We start from the raw sequence: 18,266 nt of genomic DNA, 5'->3' as shown, positions 1-18,266 counted from the left end.
CTGGCGTGGCCACCACCATGGTTTCGGTGACCACGCCAGCCTGTTCACGGTCGGCCCGTGGGACCGGTCAGCCTGGTTTCCTCACCCGTCAGTTGGTGATCGTTATCGATCCCAGGAACCTGTCCTGGCCGGGGACAACCGTGCACAGCACGTCGAACGTGCCGAGTTCGGTCTCCGAACCGTCGGCCTTGTGTGGCGTGAACGTGCCGTTGAGTAGCTCGCCCGCGGACACCTGGAGCGTTCCGGGCGCCCGGAAGATCAGGGTCGGGATCTCCGGGGAGATCTGCGCGCCCAGCGAACCGGTCTCCGGCACCGCGACCGGTGGGATCTTGCTCGGAATGCCGAACGTGATCACCGTGCCGTCCAGGTCCGCGTCCACGTCGGCGACCCCGGAACCACCCACCGTGGCCGCTTCGGCCTGCCGCAGAGTGCTGGTGACATCGTTGTTGAACTCGGCGCTCACCAGCAGGTCGGTCACGGCCAGCCGCTGTCCCACCGTGCCGGAGTCGGGAATCGTGGCCTTGATGTTGCCGCTGACGTTCGTCGGGCCGACCCGGGGGAAGTCGCAGCTGTAGGTGAGGTCCTTGTCGACCTGACCGGACGTCGGCACCAAGCGCGCGGGGGTCACGTTCGGGCCGCTGATCGGAATGGTCGCCAGGTGCAGGTCCTGCGGTGGCGTGGTGGCCTTCACCGTGCACGGCACGTCGAGCACGCCCAGGGCGGTCGGGGTGCCGTCGGCCTTGCGCGTGTCCACCTTGGCGTTGAACTGCTGGCCCGCGGAGACGGAGATCGCGCCGGCCTTGTACACGATCAGGCTCGGCATGACGCCGGTGATCGTGGTGGTCAGCGTGCCGCTCGGTGGAATGTCCCGCCTGGCGATGTGCAGGTCGGGAATGCCGAGGGTCAGCTCCTTGCTGTCGTAACTAGCGTCCACGTCCGCGGTGGCCGTGCCCTCCGCGTAGGCCGTCTGGAATGCCCGCAGCGCACCCACGATATTCTCGTTCAGCGTCACGTCGATGTGCAGGTCACCGATGACGACCCGCTCACCGGTGGTGCCCGAGTCGGGGAAGGTGATTTTGACCTTGCCGGTCACGTCCTGCTGTCCGACCAAGGGGAAAGCACATCGATAAGTGAGGTCCTTGACGACCTCACGCATGGCGGCGGAACCATTCGCGGCCGCGGTGGGAGCGGCAAGGACGCCGCCCATGCCGGCGATCATGGCGGCCACCGCGACTCCAGCGGTTAATCGTCTCGGCGACAATCTCGAACGGTGCAGGTTCATTCGGTGCCTCCTCACACTCCCGCCGACCCTGCGGCGAGAGCACGGCTGGCGCGCGGCGGCCAGTTACGCAGCCGCATTCAATCGAGGGAACGAAAACTGACGGGCCGACCTACCAGCCAGTAGGTTACTTCGGCGCCACAGAAGTAACAAGAGTTCGCTAAACGTTGGACCGATCCAGAAGGATGAACCCGAGAACTTGTCATGAGCACTCAAAAACGATCCGAGCACGTTGTGATGCACAGACGAACTTCGGCGCAGATGGGAACGATTCTAGCCCATTCGGCCCAGCTTCGTGCCGGAAAAGTCCGACGTGCCACGAAGTCGCGTGCGGCGTTTTCACGCCCCGTGGCAGGCCGGCAGGGAACCCCGCCGAACGGCCTTACCCAACCGAGCCGACGCCGAGTGACACGTTGACAGCGCAGGCAGGCCAAAATATGGTACGAACGTCACAAAACTTGGGCGATAGCAACGACGATGCGACAGATTTTTCTGTTGCCGCTCAAAGGATGGCGCGCTGTGACCGAGTCAGGTACCCGCCGCACGAGGACAGCCACCCTGCCGGAACCGACCGCACTCGACACGTTGCTGCCTTCGCCGCACGCCTCGCGCGGCACGCCCGACCCGGCACATGCGAGGAAGCTGTGGTTCACCTTGCCACGGGAGCTCGCGGCGCTGTTCCGGCCGTGGGCCACCGAGGTGAAAAACGCGATCATCCAGGAGATCCGGCGGTCGATCCCGGAGTACGCCGGGCTGCTGGACGGGCCGCACGGTGCCGTGGTGACCAACGGGGTGGAGCAGGCGATCTCCCAGTTCATCGACCGGCTGGCCGATCCGAGCGCGCCGCGCGAGCACTGCGCGAAAATGTTCCGCCGCCTGGGCAAGCTCGAGGTCGCGCACGGTCGCAGTGTGGACACACTGCAGAGCGCCTACCGGATCGGCGCGCGGGTGGCGTGGCGCAGGATCGCCAAGTTCGGCCAGTCGGTGAACCTGTCGGTCAGTACGATCTGCCTGCTCGCCGAGGCGGTGTTCGACTACATCGACGAGATTTCCGTCCTGTCACTCGAAGGCTACGCGGCCGCACAGGCGCGCGCCGCGGGAGCTGTGGAGCGCAGCCGCAGGCGTCTGCTCGAACTGATCCTGTCCGAGCCACCGGTCTCCGCACCCACCCTGGCCAACGTGGCTGCCGCCGCCCGCTGGAAGCTGCCGGAGTCCGTGGCCACGGTCGCCTTGGAGCGCCGCGTCGAGGGGACCGAGCTACCCACGTTCGACGAGGACGTCCTGGATGACCTGGAGGGCGCCGAGCCCTGCCTGGTGGTCGCCGAGCCAAACCTCCATCTCCTGCACGACTTGCAGGACCAGGTCCCCGGCTGGCGTGCCGCGGTCGGACCGAGTGTCCGGCTGTCCGAGGCGCCGCGCTCGCTGCGGCTGGCCAGGCGCGCACTCAACCTGATGCACCACGGCGTGATCACAGACGGACCGGTCGCGTGGTGCTGTGACCACCTGTCCACGTTGTGGCTGCTCACCGACGAGTTCCTGATACATGAGCTCGCCGAACGAACACTGAGCCCACTGGCCGGGCTGACTGCCAAACAACGCGCCCGGCTCAGCGAGACCCTGCTGGCGTGGCTGGAGACCAGCGGCAGCGCCCCGGAGATCGCCGGCAGACTCAAGGTCCACCCGCAGACCGTGCGCTACCGGCTGCACCAACTCGAAGCCCTGTATGGCGCCAGGCTCAACGACCCCGACGAACGCTTCCGTATGGAAATATCCCTGCGCGCCACGCAACTGCTCGAAGCGATGTCATCCGACACCTCATGAGGCTCCTCGGTTAACCCCAGCGCCCCGGCTCACCGTAGCCTCATACAGCGCGCCTTGGTGCGAGCCAACACGGGCCCGGGGCAGCCGGTCGGCAATCGAGGAATGCACGGCGTCAAGGGTGCTGGCGAACATGCGCACTGAGGAGAACACGGTGCGCTTCCGTTCCCTGGCCAGCCCTTCCAGCCGGGTGAAGTCGATCGGCAAACCCTCCACGAACGTGGGTGGATATTCCCGAAACAGGGGCCGGACCACGCCTGGGTCGCTGTCGGTCATCACCAGCAGTCTGGCGGGTGGCACGCTCAAGTAAGTCCAGGTGAAGCTGCGGGCGTGGGTGAACGGCAGGAACACGGTGACGGTGTCGCCACGCCGGTAGGAGAGCAACGGCCAACGGACACATTACAGCCGTGCTGGGCTCCCGAGGTGGATATCAGCCGCAGGAAGGCCGCAACGCCGTGAGGTACACCCAGTCCGGATCGAGGTCGGACCGCGCCCGGACCACGGGCCAGTCCACCGTCCCGTCTGCTCGCCGGAGCCCAGGAATCATCACAGAACAGCAGCCCTCCTGAGCCTGTCGACCCGATGAGACCATCATGTCGGTAGGTCACGAGCTGGCGACGTATCGCACAAGTCGTTCGGCCAGGTGGTGCCGGTTTTCGTCAGTCGGAAACTTCGGCGGCGTGCGTTCGGCTTGGAAGCCGGCGATGACGTCGGTGACGAAACGGGCGACGGCACGAGGGTCGGGTACGGGGTCGGTGCCACCGAGACAGGCCACGACGATGGTCTCTTCCCCGGGGTCGGTCTCCACCGACACGATCCACCCGTTCCGTTCGCTCCAGACCAGCATCAGATCGTCGTTGGGTCGCTGCGGCCAGCGTCGGGTGAGGGCGAGATATGCGGTCGCGGTGTCGCTGACCTCGAAGCTCGTGCCCTCTGACGGCACGCCGACCGCGGCCGCAACAGCGTGTAGGTAGGCGGCGAGACCACGTTGCAGCGCCGCTGTGCCGTCGACCGTGGTGTCCGGGCTGTCCGTCCCGGTCGACGTGAGGTTCCGGCGACCATCGACCGCCTGCAGACCGAGCATTGCCAGTAGCTGTTGGCAGTCGTCCGCGTCCACGGCATGCTCGGCCACCGTACGGACGGCCTCGGTTCGTCGTATGGTCTCCGCGCTCCTCTCGGCGGCCCTGGCTCGAGCGAGTCGGCCTTGTGCCTCGCGTGGTCGTCTCCGCCGTGCCTGGCTCATGGGAACTCCGTTTCTCGCCAGGGTCGAGTCTTCGGCACCGGGGAGGTGCGGGCGGTTCGACCGGCAGGTAGCGCCGCTCGGGAAGAGGCTGTGGGGCCGAACCGTCGAAGCCGTCGTCCCAAAGTCTCGGTCGGTCCCGTTCTCGACCGACAGCCGAGCCGGGGCCGCTCGAGTCCGGTCCCCTGGATTCGAGTAGTCCGGCCGGAGACCGCGCCCGCGGTCCCGTCCACGGTCGGACCTCCGGCTGGGCCTGGGTTCGCCGAGGGCGACACCGGCTCGAATGCCGACATGCGGGGTGCTCTCGACGAGACTGACTCTACCCCCGCATCGGGGCTGCTGTCCCCTGGTTCTGGGCAGTACGGTCGACCCATGCCTGTTGACGCTGATGGCCCCACGCTCGGCCCGACCCTGGCGGGGTGGCTCGACGCGCGCGAGGAGACCCGGCTCCACCTGGGGACGGCGCGTCCCCCGGTCGACGAGGCGTGGGTGCAGCGGCTGTCGGACCTGCTGGTCACCGAACGTTCGTGGCAGGACCAGTACACGGAGCTGCTGGCGTTGGGCAGGAGCGACGGCACGTTCCCACCGTCCCTGCGCTGAAGACTGCCCACCGCGACGCTGTCGCCAGCTACCGGGCAGACGCAGTCCCAGCCCAGACCCTCAGGCAGCCCCGCTTCCCTGTCCGGCGAAGCCGGCCATCACGCCAGCACCAACCCGATCCCCACCAGCTCCACCGGCGACTACCCGCGGTAATCCTGAAGCGGCGGTGTTGCTTCCGGTCGCCGTGCCGTTGCGGTCCTCTCCGGTCGCGCCGCTCGGCTCCCCCGAGCTCACCTGCCCGCCGCCCGACACGCCCCTGGTCAGGGTGTCGGGTGAGGCGCGCTCACGCTGAGCTTGGCCAGGCGCTGCGGGGTCGGCCACCGGACGTTCCAGACCCAGCCCAGCTTCTCGAAGAACCAGATCAGCCGGGCGGAGATATCGATCTGACCGCGGAGCACGCCGTGCCGGGCACAGGTGGGGTCGGCGTGGTGGGAGTTGTGCCAGGACTCACCGAACGACACCAGCGCCAGCGGCCAGAAGTTGGCCGCCTTGTCCCGGCTGTGGAACGGTCGCTCGCCGATCATGTGGCAGATCGAGTTCACCGACCACGTGATGTGGTGCAGAACGGCCACGCGCACGAGACCGGCCCAGAAGAACCCGGTGACCGCGCCCCACCACGACCACGTCAGCAGCCCGCCGAGCACGCCGGGCAACAGCAGGGTCGCCGCCGTCCAGGCCGGGAAGAACCGGTCAACCGTCCGGATGTCGCGGTCGGCGAGCAGGTCGGGGGCGTACCGCTGCACGTTCGTCTGCTCCCGATCGAACAGCCAGCCCATGTGGGCATGCCAGAAGCCCCTGGCCAACGCCCAGGGCGAGGACCCGAACAGCCACGGCGAGTGCGGGTCGCCATCCTTGTCCGAGAACGCGTGATGCCGCCGGTGATCAGCCACCCACACCGTCACCGGGCCCTGCACCGCCAGGTTCCCGAATACGGCAAGCACGATCCGCAACGCCCGCTTCGCCTTGAACGCTCCATGCGTGAAGTGGCGGTGATAACCCACCGTCACGCCCAACCCGCTGAGCACAAAGAAACCTGCGGCCAGAGCAAGATCGACCCATCCCAGGCCCCAGCCCCATGCGAACGGCACCGCACCCGCCAACGCGAGCAACGGAACCACCACGAAGACCTTCACCGTGAGATAGGAAGCCAGTGAGCGGCGGCCACTGGTCACCGGCTGCGACCCCCGACCGGGCTGCCGAGGCGTGGACGCCTCGAGGGTTGTCGACATGACTGATCAACCTCAACTCTCGACGTCGCACGCAAGAACTTCCCACGGCTCCGTTGCCAGCGAGCCTACGCTCGATTCCGCCACCTCCGCTCCCCCGCCGGCCCAGCCCCCCTCAGCGGGCCCCGGGTGCCACCCGCGGTCAACCCCAACCCACACCAATCCGACGTCACGGAACTGCCGTGGCGCTCTCGGCCAGGTCCTCGGGTCCGTCCTGCTCGTCCTCGAACACATCGGCGAGCAGCGCCGCCACTGCCGCGCTCTCCTGCATCTTCGCCTGCACCAGCGCCTGGTCGAGTTGCAGTCCACCGCTCGTTCGCGGCTCGGACTCCGATGGGATGACGTACCCGGTGGGGCGGGTGTCCGCCGGGATCACGGTCACTGGTTCACGAGCGGGTGCCGGACGGGTCGTCGCGGGGGGCGGCATTCAGGCCGTGCAACCTGCTGTACACCGTGTCCGGGTCCAACTCCAGCAAGGTGTAAATCTTGCGGAGGGACTTCACCTCGCCCGGCGAGATGTGCCCGTCGATGACCGCGATCGTCGTCGAGAACTCGGCCACGTGGGTGCGCTGCTCGACGGTGAGACCCGCCAGTCGCTTCTTCAACCCGGCGAGTTTCAGCTCCGAGGCCAACAACCAGGTCAGATGGGCCTTTAGGCGCATCCGTTCGCCGGGGGTCAGATGCAGGCTGGACTCGAGATGCCCGACCAGGTGGTCCCGTTCGGCCTCGGACACGTCGTCGTCCGCCACGGAGACCACGGCAGCCAGGTGCAGCAGCCTCGTCGCCCGCGGCTCTCGCCCGGGTCGAGAACACGGCCGTCTTCGCTCGGCTGATGGAGCTCTACGCCGGCATGGAACCGGCGGAGAGCCCCATCTGGCGGCCGAGTGGCGGCGGGTTCTGGTCCCGTACTGTCTGTGCCTACGAGAGCGTCCCGCTGCGGGTGTCGCTGGCCTGACGTGGTCTGGCCAGCGGGTGCCCCGCTATTGCGCCGACCACGGCATACGCCCGCTCCAGCACGTATCCGTGCCCCCATGCGGTCCGGATGACCAACCCGAGCGGCTCGATCCGGCGGCGCAGCCGCATGATGTGCAGGTCGAGGGAGTTGCGGGTCGAGGAGCGGCCTTCCTGGGCATAGAGCTGGGCGCGGAGCGTTTCTCGCGCCACCACCGTTCCGAAACGCGCGACGAACAGGTGCAACAAATCGGTCTGGGTCGCGGAGATCGGCGTGGAAAGGCCCCGAAAATGCAATACCCCGCTCACATCGAGTCGGGGCACACTATCAATCTCGGCGCGCGCACGCAGGTTGGCCAGTCTGGCATCCAGGTCGTGTTTCGAGATGGGGGCGCGTACCCAGTCCTCCTTGGGGTCGAGACAAAGCGGTGGTGCGGCACCCCCTTCGACGACCAACAGGCAGGGCACACCGATCTCGAGGCACTGATTACGGAGCTCGGCCTGTGCGGGCCACCGGACAAGCTGAACCTCACCGTTTTCTGCATTCAGCATACAAACCCCCAGTGATATGCGTCACGCAAACTAACAGGCATGTCATGACATCGCAAGAGTCGCGATAGATTTGCACTGGCACATACCGACACTTCACGGTTCGGGGCGAATGTGTGTCAACTTCTTACCTCCGGATGGCTCCGAGTTGAATGGGCGAGCGCAACCGGCGAATGGCCCGTTGACCAGGCGGCTCGGGACCGACGCTACCTCTGGTGATCACGGGCCGACACGAATCGGTGGGCGTCCGGGTGATCGCTTCGCGGCACCGACCTGATCGAGACAACCGACCCCCGCGACGATAATCCACACGGTCACACGTCCCCGTGGTCCACCGCGAGGTCCTCCACGAGCACACCTCTCATAGCCCAGATGGTCCACACACGCCACCAGCACCCAACCGGACTGCCAACGTTTCAACGTCAACCAATTCCCCTGACACCGCCCGCACAAAATGATCGGCCCCAGTCCGACATCGCCCACCGAACGACAGAGTCGCCATACCAGCAAGATCATGCTGTGGTAGGTATCGGCTCAACACCAAGTCGTTCACCCAAGACGGGTTCTTCCGCACCGGCGACGTGGTCGTGTCCGGCCACGCAAAGGACATCATCAACCTCGGCGGCGACAAGGTCTCCGCCGAGGAGGTGGAAAACACCTTCTCGCGCACCCGACGTACGGGACGCCGTCGTCGTCGGCGTGGCCGACCCACAACTCGGCGAGCGCACATGCGCCTTCGTGATCCCCCGCGACGACACACGACCCCGGCTCGGGATACTCAAGGCGTTCCTGCGCGACCGCGGCCTCGCCGCCTTCAAGCTGCCCGACCAACTCGCACTCGTCACCAGCCTCCCACACACCGCAGTGGGAAAGGTGGACAAGAACAGACTCCGCAGCGGCACCTACAACGGCTGACCAGTCGACGCTCGGGCCGCCGGCTCAGGCACCACCCCGACCCGACGTCCACGGAACTTTCCCGGCACGGCACAAGACCGTGCCACCTCACCTGGTGATGTCGATGCGGACCGTCATAGGAGTGGTCTCCAGGGCTCGAAAACCGGCTTGAGCCAGTCTCTGACCCAGAGTGCTCGAAGCAAAGGTCGCGGCTCTGGCACGCACATCGTCCTCGGGCAAGAGATGTGCGGTGCCGTCGTACCAATGCCCTCGGATGCGGAGCCGAACAGCGGGAGACGCCTGGATGTTCCGCACCCAGCCGGCGTGAGAGCCGTGTTGGGCCACCAGCCACACCGTTGCGCCCTCTCGGTGGCAGACAACCGGTACGACACGCCTCAGCCCCGTCCGGCGTCCCACTGTCTCGATCAAAGCATGCCCCGGGGGCGTGATCCCCAGCCGGAACAGCCCACGCACCAACGGGTTTGCCAGGTATCGGCCGAACAGGATCTCAACCCGACGTTTGCGGGCGCGCCCACCCTTCACGCCACAGGCGGATGACGTCATCGCAACGCTCCCTTCCTGCACCTCTGCCGGTCCGACACTGCGTCATGTACCACCTCTATACCGATCAACATACATAACTCTCGTCGGCCCCGGCGGGCTCTGATCCCGCAAACAGCCGACGAACAGCAGCTCGAGCTGCACATTTACTCATCGAGTGACGCACGTCTCACCTGTTGACATGGGGTGACCCGGCCGCATACTGGCCCAAGGATTATGGAAACCAGCATACATAGCTGATCAGCTGGCGGACCCGGAGCCGACTCGCGGACCAGGGCGAGGCCGGCCGAACTCGACAGGGAGCTCTGATGGGCGAACGTGATCACGGCGACGGCGACGTGGTGACTACTGAGTTGCGCGGCCACGTGTTGCTGATCGGGCTGAACCGGGTGGCCAAGCGCAATGCGTTCAACCAGGCCATGCTCAACGAGCTGGCCAACGCCTATGCACGCCTGGACGACGATCCTCAGGCGTGGGTGGGAGTGCTGTTCGCCCACGGCGAGCACTTCACCGCCGGGCTGGACCTCCCGCAGGTCGCGGGCCGCCTCGTCGAGGGCACGCCGCGCCATGACTCCGCATCAGCAGTCGACCCGTGGGGGCTGGTCGGGCGTACCCGGTCCAAGCCAGTGGTCACAGCCACCCAGGGCTGGTGCCTGACTCTGGGGATCGAGCTAATGCTGGCCTCCGATATTCGGATCGCCGCCAACGACAGCCGCTTCTCCCAGATGGAGGTCCAGCGGGGGATCTACCCCTTCGGCGGGGCGACGATCCGGTTCCCACACGAGGCCGGCTGGGGCAACGCGATGCGGTGGCTGCTGACCGGGGACACCTTCGACGCCGCCGAGGCCCTACGGATCGGGCTGGTGCAGGAGGTCGTCGAACCCGGCGCCCAGCTGGATCGGGCAGTGCAGCTCGCCGAACGCATCGCGACGCAGGCCGCACCCCTGGGAGTGCGCACCACACTGGCCTCGGCCCGCCGCGCCCTCGTCGAGGGCCACCAAGCCGCAGCCGACCGGCTCGTCACCGATGTCAGCAAGCTCTTCGTCACCGCCGACGCAGCCGAGGGCGTGCAGTCGTTCATCGAACGCCGACCAGCGGTCTTCCAGGGCCGCTGAGCCCAGTACCGGTGTGTCGTGCGCCGTGAGCAAGATGTACGACGAAGAAGCCAATCGAGGTGAGCCGTCCCCGGCGTCTGCCGGGGACAACTTCGGTGACGTACCACTCCGTCACGCCCGCGAGAACCTCTCGCCTGCCACGCGGTGGTCCGCGACAGCCTGTTCGACGTCCGCGGCCAGCAGGTAGTGGTTGAGCCCGATAGCGGCGAGCGACCCAGCGCCAGCAGCGTTGATCGCCTGAGCACCTTCGGCCACGACGTTGCCCGCCGCCCAGACCCCGGGCACGCTGGTGCGGCCCATGGCATCGGCGGCCACCCAACCGTTCTCGCCGATCTCGCACCCCAGCTCGGTCAGCAGCTCATCGTGAGGCACGAAGCGGGGTCCGACGAACACCGCCGTCCGCGACACCACCTGGCCATCGGCGAGCTCAACGCCCGACAGGCGGCCATCATCCACCACCAACCGTGCCACCTCTCCCTCGACGATGCGAATCCCGCGAGCGGTCAACCGCTCACGTTCCTCGGCGTCCACAGTGATCCGGTTGGGAAAGAACACCACGTCGGCAGACCACTGTCGCACCAGCGACGCCTGGTGCATCGTGAACGGCCGGTTGTCGCCGCCCACCACCCCGATCGGTGCGTCGCGAACCTCATACCCGTGGCAGTACGGGCAATGCAGCACGTCCATGCCCCACCGCACACGCAGGCCCGGGATCTCGGGCAGTTCGTCCCGCAGTCCGGTGGCCACCAGCACACCGCGCGTGGTCAGCTCGCCTCCGCTGGCGAGCCATATCCGGAAACCGCGCTCCTCGAGACGTTCGACGTCCCGAACCCGACCCTCGAGCAGCTCGCCGCCGTACCTGACCACCTCGCCCCGGCCCACCTCGAGCAGCTCCGCCGGAGACATCCCGTCCCGAGACAGAAAACCATGCAGGTGCGCGGCCGGGGCATTGCGCGGTTCACCGGCATCGACCACCACCACCCGGCGGCGGGACCGAGCTAACATCATCCCGGCGGCCAGCCCGGCCGTACCGCCTCCGACCACCACCACGTCATATTCCATCGCTTCCACCACAACCCCCTCCGTCGCCGTGCCTGCGTCCGTCGTCGGACAGGCCCGGAGTTTCCACTGCCTTCTCTGGGTATGGCCGGGGACGTTGGGTGACCCACTCGCCATAACGACGGCACGCAGGATTCAAGATCACCCTAACAGCAGGGTGCAGCGCGCCCTCATCCTTTTTGTTTTTGAGTTTGGCCGTTGTGTCGTAGGGTTGGGAGTGGGTGATTGTTTTGATCAGCACTGAAATTATCCTGACCACAGTGTCCTCCTAGTCCATCCTCAGCCCCACCCGCGTCCCCCGCGAGGTCGGTCGCGGCATCGGGGCAGGTGGAACGCCTGGTGTCGCGATGGTCGCAGCAGATCACCCGGTACCGCTGGGCCCACGCGGTCACCATCTCCCCCGGCCATGGCATGCCCGAACCGGCCGCTCCGGGCGATCGGCGACAACGGTGGGACCTGCACACCACCGCCGGTCTCCTGGACGCACACCCGCACGGGCGTCTCCTCAACAAAACGTGCCATGCGCTTTCCGTCCACTCCACTTCACCGCTGCGTCTTCATGAGAACCGAGGGGTTCCGACTGGACGCAAAGCGTCACATTGCTCGTCAAAAAGGCCCCGCATTGCCGCCGCGAGGTTTTCTTTGCGACCAATGGGGCTTAGGCTCGGTTTCCACAAACCGGGTGGAAGACTTCGGTCTCCGCCGAGTAGGGCCGTGCCCGGCCGAGGCCGCCGCCTCTCGCCTGGAGTCCCTCGACCCAGGAGGCGGGATGATGCGGACCTCTACATGGTTGCGGTCAGCGGTCGTGCTGGCCGCGTCGGCTCTCGTCGCCGCGGCGTGTGGTGCGCCCAGCGACGACACCCGGGGCGGTGACGGCGACTACCTCTTCAGGCGGCTCCCCCGAACGCCCTGAAGCCCCGGAGGCCCGGGTCGATGTCTTCATCGCTTTCTCCGCGCCGGTTATGGCTGTGGATGGCACCCCGATGGTGGCGCCTGCGTGGGGATGTTATTAGTCGACACTGAAGATATTGCGTCCACAATGCGAAACACAAAGCACTCCCAACGCAGCTGGACATGTGGAACTACCTGACCGGGGACGAGCAGCGGGTCGTGCTGGACGCCCTGGAGCTGCTCGCCAAGGCCACGGGGAGATTCCGGGATGAACGTGGTCGAGCTCGCCCATGTCGACTCGCATTTGTTGACTTTGTTTGGGCGGCGACCCGGGCGGTCTTTGTGGGACTGACACGGTTGCGTCGTGAGTGCTGTCGTCCGGTCTGCGGAATATCGCACTGATATGTGGAGCTTCTCCGGAAGCTGCTGGCTGGTTTCCTGCGCCCCGTACAACCACCGCCGTGTGCTCGCGAACGACAGTACGGTTGTGGGGCCGTCGCTCGACCGACCGGCGGCCCCACAACACTCCACTCAGGTCATGAGCAACTGCCGGGTGACCGTCGACAAGACCGCGGTGGACACTCGCAACTCCTCTTCGTTCACATAGCTCGTGCGGTCGCAGGCTTGGTGGTAGCACTCACCCAGGACGCCCTCCGGTGTAATACCGGGAGCCGAGACCAGCCCACCGGTGGGGACATCCGCAACGAAGGAATTGCTGTCACTGCTGAGGAAGAGCACCTGATCCTCCACCACGGGGCGACCGGCCGCGCGCAGGGCGTCGGACAGCAACCGCTCGATCCGTTCCGAGCCTTGCGCCGGCTTCGGCTGCGACCTCGCCAACTCCTCCGCCAGGTCCGCCGGCAAGGACGACCAGCTCGAACGGTCCGCGTCGAACACCTGCGTCGTGCCGTCCCGCAGCGCCAACATGTCGACGTTGAGATATGCCGTCAGACGCGGGAGCTCCGCAGTGTGCTCGGCCACCCACTGCCGCGAACCGACCGCCCCCGCCTCCTCGTCGTCCCAGAACGCCAACCGCAGTGTGCGATCAGCAAGACCGTTCGCCTTCACCTGGCGAGCGATCTCCAACAACACTGCGACACCGGTACCGTTGTCGCCGATGCCCGGTCCGGTGGGCACACTGTCCAGATGCGCACCGAGCATCACCGCGTGCTCGGGGTCGCGACCAGGGATGTCGGCAAGCAGGTTTCGCCCCTTATGTCCGTTCTGCGCCTTGAATTCATGCTCCTGTGTGCCGATGCCCAGGCTTTCCAAGGTCTGCCGCACGTAGTCGACGGACTCGGCGAACCCCGGCGTTCCGGTCGCCCTGTTGCCACCGTTGCGGTCGGCGATCGCCTGAAGCGCGGTGAGATCGCCGCGCAGGCGTTCGGCCGAGGCGTCAACGCGATCGACGACCGCTTCCGGTGGGGCCGCCACAGCCGTCGGCGGAACCACGGCAATCGCTGCGCCCACCAGTGCCAGGGCAACCATGACACCGCGTCGGCGTCCTACCGTCATCCTCATGTCTCCTCTGGAACCGTTGCTGAACAAGGACAACCGGCACGCTAGAAGCCCAGGACGTAGCCGATCGTCAGACCGAGGTCGTGCGTCATCTTGCGACCCTGGGCGGATCCCTACTCATCCGTTTGGGGGATCCGGTCGCCGGTAACAAGCGGCCGGCACTGGATCACGGCACCAAGCGCTGCCAACACGGCGAGCACCGCGAGCGCCAGTCGTTCCGCCGCCGACGAATGCCGTCGCGTATGTCTCTCCCCGTGTGTCGCCGGATGGTCGTATGCTGCCGGGCAGGTACAGCCCACCGACATGGCTCTGCGCCTCGGACAGACGGCCACGCAGATCGCTCTGCAGGATCGCCCCGATCACGGCGAGCCCGACCGAACCCGCCATCTGCTGTGTTGCGTGGAAGACACCGGAAGCCGCTCCCGCGAATTACGGGGGAACCTCGCACGTTGCCTCGCTCGTGGCAGCCGAGCGCAGGGAAGGCTCTGAGGACCTGCGATCTCGTTCTCACACTGACTGCACGGGAAGAACATGCAGACCGGTGCGGTCAGTACTCAGGCACAGTGAACAGATGATTCCGCCTGCCGCGCTGGCCAGCACGTCGGGACGCTCGTAGGTCTGGCCACAAACCTGGCACTCGAAACGTGCCGCATTAGGGTTCCCGTCGCCGTCCAGCAGTGGCTCGTCGATGCCGTCGTCAGTGCGGCGCAGGTAGAAGCGGCCGCGGGTCACGATGGCAAGCAACGGTGTGAGCACGGCGGCGATGACGATTGCGGCAAGCGGCGAGTACGGCTGGAGGGTGGTACCGAACAGTCCAAAGTAGATGTATATGGACACCACCGAGGAGGCAAGGAATGACACCACGCCAACCGGGTTGACGGCGTACAACATCCCGCGGCGGAACTCGGGCCGCTGTGGCGAGAGCTTCAGCAGGTACTTGTTCACCCCGATGTCCGTGGCCACGGTGACGACCCAGGCGATCGCGCAGTTGGAATAGAAGCTCAGCACGTTGTTGAGGAAGCTGAACATGTCGGCTTCCATGAGGATGAGCGAGAACGAGAGGTTGATCAGCACGAACACGAGCCGACCGGGATAGCGCCTCGTCACCCGTGTGAATGAGTTCGTCCAGGCCAGCGAGCCGGAGTAGGCGTTGGTCACATTGATCTTCACCTGGCTCAGCACGACGAGCATCAGCGCGAGAGGAACAATCATCCAGGACGGCATCATCTGCCGGAACACCCCGGTGAACTGCTCGATCGGCTCCACGGCGGCAGCTGACCCCACTGCGCCCAGGATGTACACCGCCATGAACACCCCGATGGCCTGCTTGAGCGCACCGAACAGGACCCAGCCGGGGCCGGCCAGAACGACCGAGGCCCACCAAGAACGCTTGTTGCTCTCCGTCTTGGGCGGCATGAACCTCAGGTAGTCGATCTGCTCGCCGATCTGCCCCATCAGCGACAGGCACACACCGGCACCGAGCATGACAGCTGCGGTGCTCACGCCCGAACCCGCAGAACCCTCGTAGGTCAGCCAACGCCGTACCGAGTCCGGGTCCTTGAGGACGAGGAACGCCAGTGGCACCACCATCAGCGTCAGCCACAGCGGGTTGGTCCAGCTCTGTAGCTTGGCGAGCGCCTTCATGCCGTAGATCACCATCGGGATGATGACGACGGTGGACACGAGGTAGCCCAGCCACAGTGGGACGCCCAGGGCGAACCGTAAGCCCTGGGCCATGATCGACCCTTCGGTCGCGAAGAAGATGAAGGTGAAACTGGCGAAGATGACGCTGGTGAGCACCGACCCGTAGTAGCCGAAGCCAGACCCACGAGTGATCAGGTCGAGATCGATGTTGTACCGCGCCCCGTAGTAGGCGAGTGGAAACCCGGTGACGAAGATGACCGCAGCAGCAACCAGGATCGCCAGTAGTGCGTTCGCTGTCCCATGTGTGAGGCCGATCCCGGCGCCGATTGAGAAGTCCGCCATGTAGGCAATACCGCCCAGCGCCGAGGCACCCACCACCCCCGACGTCCACCGACGGTAGCTGCGGGGCGCAAACCGTAGGGTGTAGTCCTCGAGCGTTTCCGTCATCGCCTGTCCGGTTCCGGGCGCCGCTGTCGCCGGCCGATCGACGACAGGGACGTCTTCGACCGTCATATGTGCTCCTCAAGGTCGTTGGGGTGCCGGAGAGAAAGGCGAATCGGGGCGCGGCTCTGCGCTCGATTCCTCATGCTGGAGCCAGCGTCGTGATTCAACGTGCGACTACAGGCGTGATCCGGCCGAACAATGCCGGAACTACGCGTCTCCTGGCGTGGATCTTCTGGTTCACCAGGTGTCCGCCTTGCTGTCAACCCGAGAGTTCAGGCATACCTGCCGAGACGTGCTGCGCGTGCGTGGTGCTGGGCTGGCTGGGCCTCAGTCATCAGCATCAGGAACCCCAGCCCGTCGTTGGCCCTTTCCTCTCACGTCCGGTCACTCACCGGCCTGCAACGGAACGAGGGTGGTTCGAGCGCCGGCTCGACGGCTGGGCGGGCCGGCGCAGAGATGCCTGCGTCCATGAGCGGAACGCTAGGAACGGTATGTTTCCACGGATCTTCCCGAGGATGACACACGTGTTTCGCGGTGTTACGTGGTCTCGCTACTCAGTTGAGCGTGGCGATTCGCGGAGTCTCCGCGGACACGTGCTGGTCTTCCGGACCAGAGTCGGCGGCAGATCCAGGGGATCGACATGCTCCAGCTCCACGAGCACGACCAGGTCGTGACCCCCACGGGCATGCTCCGCCCGCTCGGCGGTGCTCGCGATGAAGGACCGGATGGCCGCCGCCCTCGGAACAAACCCCGGATGAGCATCCGGGACGCTACGGTTTGCCGCCGCCCGCCCGCGGAGCCGACGCTCAGGGCGACCGTCGGCTTCGTTCGGTTGGTCCCTGGATCCGCGTCACCTCGCGAAGTGCCGAGTTTCGGTGGATGTCACCTGGAGTGACGAAGTGGGGGTCGGCGGCCAGGGTGTGAATCATCCCCAGGGCGGCGCGGGAAGCATCCCCGCCCTCCTCCTGCCGGCCCGTGGCCGGTGCCAACGCGGTCCCGAAGCTGACCATCGACCGCAGCAGATCCTCGTCGGTCACCATGCCCTCCCCCGCCGCTGCCGTCGAGACACCGACCGAGCCGGTGGTGAGGCCGGATTCGATGAGGTAATGAGAGATCAGCGGCGCCAACGTGGTCGCGGCCTCCCGATGCGCCGTTGCGGGGTCGGTCGGCTCGGCAGCCACCGGGACCGACCCCGCCGCGGACAGAGCCGGCTGCGCCAACGCCCAGTCAAGCAGGGTCGACCCGGTGGCACGGCGCCGAGCGGGGTCGGCGTGCAGTCGATACGTTTCGCCCGCCTCCCGGTGGCAATGGGCCACGAACTCCGGGCACAGCATGAGCTGACGCCCGTGCGCGACCACGGAGTGGAGTGTGGCGGTGGTGTGATCGAGCACCGCACGCACCAGCCGGCGCCGGCTCGGGGCCGGGGGAAGAGGACGGGTCAGGGTGAGCAGTGCGACCAGCACCAGCTGCTGCTGGACAAAAGGCGCCGCAGCATCGATGTAGCCCTTGGCTGCATGCAGGACCGGGGTCGGGTCAACGGGTCGGACAGCCCGCAGGATGATGGTGTCCTCGTGCGCCGCCACGGCCTTGGCCAGCGGAAACCGGCGCGGACCCACACCCACCACCTCGCCGACCATGCCGTCTTCCAGGGCCAGCGCCGCAAAGTCGACCTCAGCACCATCGAGCAGCCGGACCGCGGCAGACAGCGCGGTGCGGCTCCGCATGAGCACCACATCGCCCGGCTCGATCTCCTCGATCGATCCCACTCCTCACCACCTTCACCCGCTACCGACCGCTTGCCGTGGTCCTCGCCCTCAGGAAGTAGCGACATCGTTTGCCTGCCGAGGGTGTCGTTGAACGCTAGCCAGCCCACCGTCCCACTCGATTCAGCGACCCGGTCCAGCAGGGCCCGCCGGGACCCGACACTGCCGTCGCTGGGCACCCGCAGCGTGAGGGCAGTGTCGTCACGCGACACGTCACCGAGGAAGCGGGCGGCCGACTCCAGTCCGACGGGGTCGACGAACTGCAGGCGGATGTGGCCGCCGGGCACGAGGCGCTTGAGCTCGTCCGCGGTGCCTTCGGCGACCAGCTTCCCGTGGGCGAGGACCGCGATCCGGTCGGCGAGTTGGTCGGCCTCCTCCAGGTACTGCGTCATCAGCAAGACCGTGACCCCACCGGCCACGAGACGACGGATGATCTGCCACATGGTGTGGCGGCTGCGCGAATCCAATCCGCTGGTGGGCTCGTCCAGGAAGATGACGCGCGGGTCGCCAACCAGGGTCATCGCCAAGTCGAGCCGACGCCGCATGCCGCCGGAGTAGGTGGCGGCCGGTTTCCGTCCCGCCTCGACCAGGTCGAACTGCTCGAGCAGTTCGTGCTTGCGGCGGGATTCGGCGAAGCGGCGACAGCATCCCCTTGTTGCCTTGAGTGATCGAGCCGCCACTGACTGTCGACGCCTCGGTTCGTGGCGCATCTGG

The 18,266-nt window shown here is 66.5% G+C and carries 17 protein-coding genes and 1 pseudogene; 5 read left to right on the top strand and 13 right to left on the bottom strand.

All coding sequences use genetic code 11. The features are described from left to right. Nucleotides 1-88: 88 nt before the first annotated feature. Complete coding sequence (locus IEY55_RS16845) at nucleotides 89-1,219, bottom strand: DUF6801 domain-containing protein (protein ID WP_308424768.1); 1,131 nt, start codon at nucleotides 1,217-1,219, stop codon at nucleotides 89-91. 579 nt (nucleotides 1,220-1,798) lie between these two features. On the opposite strand from IEY55_RS16845, the gene IEY55_RS16840 reads away from it, so the two are divergent. Continuing rightward, nucleotides 1,799-3,100 carry a PucR family transcriptional regulator gene (locus IEY55_RS16840; protein ID WP_229686465.1) on the top strand — a complete coding sequence of 434 codons (1,302 nt, stop codon included), beginning with the start codon at nucleotides 1,799-1,801 and terminating at the stop codon, nucleotides 3,098-3,100. On the opposite strand, the gene IEY55_RS16835 is transcribed toward IEY55_RS16840, so the two are convergent. Both IEY55_RS16835 and IEY55_RS16830 read right to left on the bottom strand, forming a co-directional pair. Beyond that, nucleotides 3,095-3,448: a hypothetical protein gene (locus IEY55_RS16835; RefSeq protein WP_189058897.1), complete on the bottom strand. Its 354-nt coding sequence runs from the start codon at nucleotides 3,446-3,448 to the stop codon at nucleotides 3,095-3,097. The two genes, IEY55_RS16840 and IEY55_RS16835, sit on opposite strands and share 6 nt — an antisense overlap. Before the next feature lie 253 nt (nucleotides 3,449-3,701). After that, complete coding sequence (locus tag IEY55_RS16830) at nucleotides 3,702-4,229, bottom strand: DUF6292 family protein (protein WP_189058895.1); 528 nt, start codon at nucleotides 4,227-4,229, stop codon at nucleotides 3,702-3,704. Nucleotides 4,230-4,709: 480 nt separating this feature from the next. Between IEY55_RS16830 and IEY55_RS16825 the strand changes: the two genes are divergently transcribed. Continuing rightward, nucleotides 4,710-4,937: a hypothetical protein gene (locus IEY55_RS16825; RefSeq protein ID WP_189058893.1), complete on the top strand. Its 228-nt coding sequence runs from the start codon at nucleotides 4,710-4,712 to the stop codon at nucleotides 4,935-4,937. Nucleotides 4,938-5,197: 260 nt separating this feature from the next. Here IEY55_RS16825 and IEY55_RS16820 read toward each other — a convergent pair whose 3' ends face one another. The 4 genes from IEY55_RS16820 to IEY55_RS16805 all read right to left on the bottom strand — a co-directional run bounded on the left by IEY55_RS16820 (nucleotide 5,198) and on the right by IEY55_RS16805 (nucleotide 7,666). After that, nucleotides 5,198-6,166, bottom strand: coding sequence for an acyl-CoA desaturase (locus IEY55_RS16820; RefSeq protein WP_189058891.1), 969 nt, complete (start codon nucleotides 6,164-6,166; stop codon nucleotides 5,198-5,200). A 166-nt stretch (nucleotides 6,167-6,332) separates the two neighbouring features. Further along, nucleotides 6,333-6,545: a hypothetical protein gene (locus IEY55_RS16815; RefSeq protein ID WP_189058889.1), complete on the bottom strand. Its 213-nt coding sequence runs from the start codon at nucleotides 6,543-6,545 to the stop codon at nucleotides 6,333-6,335. Between the two features lie 4 nt (nucleotides 6,546-6,549). After that, nucleotides 6,550-6,930, bottom strand: a complete 381-nt coding sequence (locus IEY55_RS16810) for a tellurite resistance TerB family protein (protein WP_268239326.1) — start codon at nucleotides 6,928-6,930, stop codon at nucleotides 6,550-6,552. Nucleotides 6,931-7,081: 151 nt separating this feature from the next. Further along, nucleotides 7,082-7,666: a winged helix-turn-helix domain-containing protein gene (locus IEY55_RS16805; protein WP_189058885.1), complete on the bottom strand. Its 585-nt coding sequence runs from the start codon at nucleotides 7,664-7,666 to the stop codon at nucleotides 7,082-7,084. Nucleotides 7,667-8,362: 696 nt separating this feature from the next. On the opposite strand from IEY55_RS16805, the gene IEY55_RS32105 reads away from it, so the two are divergent. Further along, nucleotides 8,363-8,578, top strand: coding sequence for an AMP-binding enzyme (locus IEY55_RS32105; protein WP_229686463.1), 216 nt, complete (start codon nucleotides 8,363-8,365; stop codon nucleotides 8,576-8,578). 87 nt (nucleotides 8,579-8,665) lie between these two features. Here the strand turns inward: IEY55_RS32105 and IEY55_RS33015 are convergent, their stop codons facing one another. Then, nucleotides 8,666-9,121 (bottom strand): nitroreductase/quinone reductase family protein, encoded by a 456-nt coding sequence (locus IEY55_RS33015; protein ID WP_189058883.1) that lies wholly within the window; start codon nucleotides 9,119-9,121, stop codon nucleotides 8,666-8,668. 305 nt (nucleotides 9,122-9,426) lie between these two features. Here IEY55_RS33015 and IEY55_RS16790 point away from each other — a divergent pair, with 305 nt between their 5' ends. Beyond that, on the top strand, nucleotides 9,427-10,233 hold the full coding sequence (locus tag IEY55_RS16790; RefSeq protein WP_189058881.1) for a crotonase/enoyl-CoA hydratase family protein: 807 nt from the start codon (nucleotides 9,427-9,429) through the stop codon (nucleotides 10,231-10,233). Nucleotides 10,234-10,344: 111 nt separating this feature from the next. On the opposite strand, the gene IEY55_RS16785 is transcribed toward IEY55_RS16790, so the two are convergent. Beyond that, nucleotides 10,345-11,295 carry an NAD(P)/FAD-dependent oxidoreductase gene (locus tag IEY55_RS16785; RefSeq protein WP_189058879.1) on the bottom strand — a complete coding sequence of 317 codons (951 nt, stop codon included), beginning with the start codon at nucleotides 11,293-11,295 and terminating at the stop codon, nucleotides 10,345-10,347. Nucleotides 11,296-12,064: 769 nt separating this feature from the next. Between IEY55_RS16785 and IEY55_RS16780 the strand changes: the two genes are divergently transcribed. Beyond that, the gene (locus IEY55_RS16780) at nucleotides 12,065-12,205 is read left to right on the top strand and encodes a hypothetical protein (protein WP_189058877.1); all 141 of its coding nucleotides are present in this window, start codon (nucleotides 12,065-12,067) and stop codon (nucleotides 12,203-12,205) included. Nucleotides 12,206-12,714: 509 nt separating this feature from the next. On the opposite strand, the gene IEY55_RS16775 is transcribed toward IEY55_RS16780, so the two are convergent. From IEY55_RS16775 to IEY55_RS32100, 4 genes and pseudogenes are all read right to left on the bottom strand, one after another. Continuing rightward, nucleotides 12,715-13,698, bottom strand: a complete 984-nt coding sequence (locus IEY55_RS16775; protein ID WP_189058875.1) for a M20/M25/M40 family metallo-hydrolase — start codon at nucleotides 13,696-13,698, stop codon at nucleotides 12,715-12,717. 510 nt (nucleotides 13,699-14,208) lie between these two features. Then, nucleotides 14,209-15,858, bottom strand: a complete 1,650-nt coding sequence (locus IEY55_RS16770; protein WP_373290021.1) for a purine-cytosine permease family protein — start codon at nucleotides 15,856-15,858, stop codon at nucleotides 14,209-14,211. A gap of 737 nt (nucleotides 15,859-16,595) precedes the next feature. Beyond that, on the bottom strand, nucleotides 16,596-17,555 hold the full coding sequence (locus tag IEY55_RS16765) for a hypothetical protein (RefSeq protein WP_189058962.1): 960 nt from the start codon (nucleotides 17,553-17,555) through the stop codon (nucleotides 16,596-16,598). Between the two features lie 113 nt (nucleotides 17,556-17,668). Further along, nucleotides 17,669-18,169, bottom strand: a pseudogene (locus IEY55_RS32100) (ATP-binding cassette domain-containing protein); the annotation flags it as partial. Between the last annotated feature and the right edge of the window lie 97 nt (nucleotides 18,170-18,266).

The organism is Longimycelium tulufanense (genome assembly GCF_014645795.1).
GTDB lineage: Bacteria > Actinomycetota > Actinomycetes > Mycobacteriales > Pseudonocardiaceae > Longimycelium > Longimycelium tulufanense.
Note: the sequence above shows the minus strand (reverse complement) of the source record. Positions and strands in the feature narration are given on the sequence as shown.

Bases quoted from the DNA above. Each gene is read 5' to 3' on its own strand.
- IEY55_RS16785 (WP_189058879.1), bottom strand. From the start codon at position 11,295: ATGGAATATGACGTGGTGGTGGTCGGAGGCGGTACGGCCGGGCTGGCC.
- IEY55_RS16780 (WP_189058877.1), top strand. From the start codon at position 12,065: ATGCGGACCTCTACATGGTTGCGGTCAGCGGTCGTGCTGGCCGCGTCG.
- IEY55_RS16790 (WP_189058881.1), top strand. From the start codon at position 9,427: ATGGGCGAACGTGATCACGGCGACGGCGACGTGGTGACTACTGAGTTG.
- IEY55_RS16845 (WP_308424768.1), bottom strand. From the start codon at position 1,219: ATGATCGCCGGCATGGGCGGCGTCCTTGCCGCTCCCACCGCGGCCGCG.
- IEY55_RS16805 (WP_189058885.1), bottom strand. From the start codon at position 7,666: ATGCTGAATGCAGAAAACGGTGAGGTTCAGCTTGTCCGGTGGCCCGCA.
- IEY55_RS16770 (WP_373290021.1), bottom strand. From the start codon at position 15,858: ATGACGGTCGAAGACGTCCCTGTCGTCGATCGGCCGGCGACAGCGGCG.
- IEY55_RS33015 (WP_189058883.1), bottom strand. From the start codon at position 9,121: ATGACGTCATCCGCCTGTGGCGTGAAGGGTGGGCGCGCCCGCAAACGT.
- IEY55_RS16775 (WP_189058875.1), bottom strand. From the start codon at position 13,698: ATGACGGTAGGACGCCGACGCGGTGTCATGGTTGCCCTGGCACTGGTG.
- IEY55_RS16820 (WP_189058891.1), bottom strand. From the start codon at position 6,166: ATGTCGACAACCCTCGAGGCGTCCACGCCTCGGCAGCCCGGTCGGGGG.
- IEY55_RS16825 (WP_189058893.1), top strand. From the start codon at position 4,710: ATGCCTGTTGACGCTGATGGCCCCACGCTCGGCCCGACCCTGGCGGGG.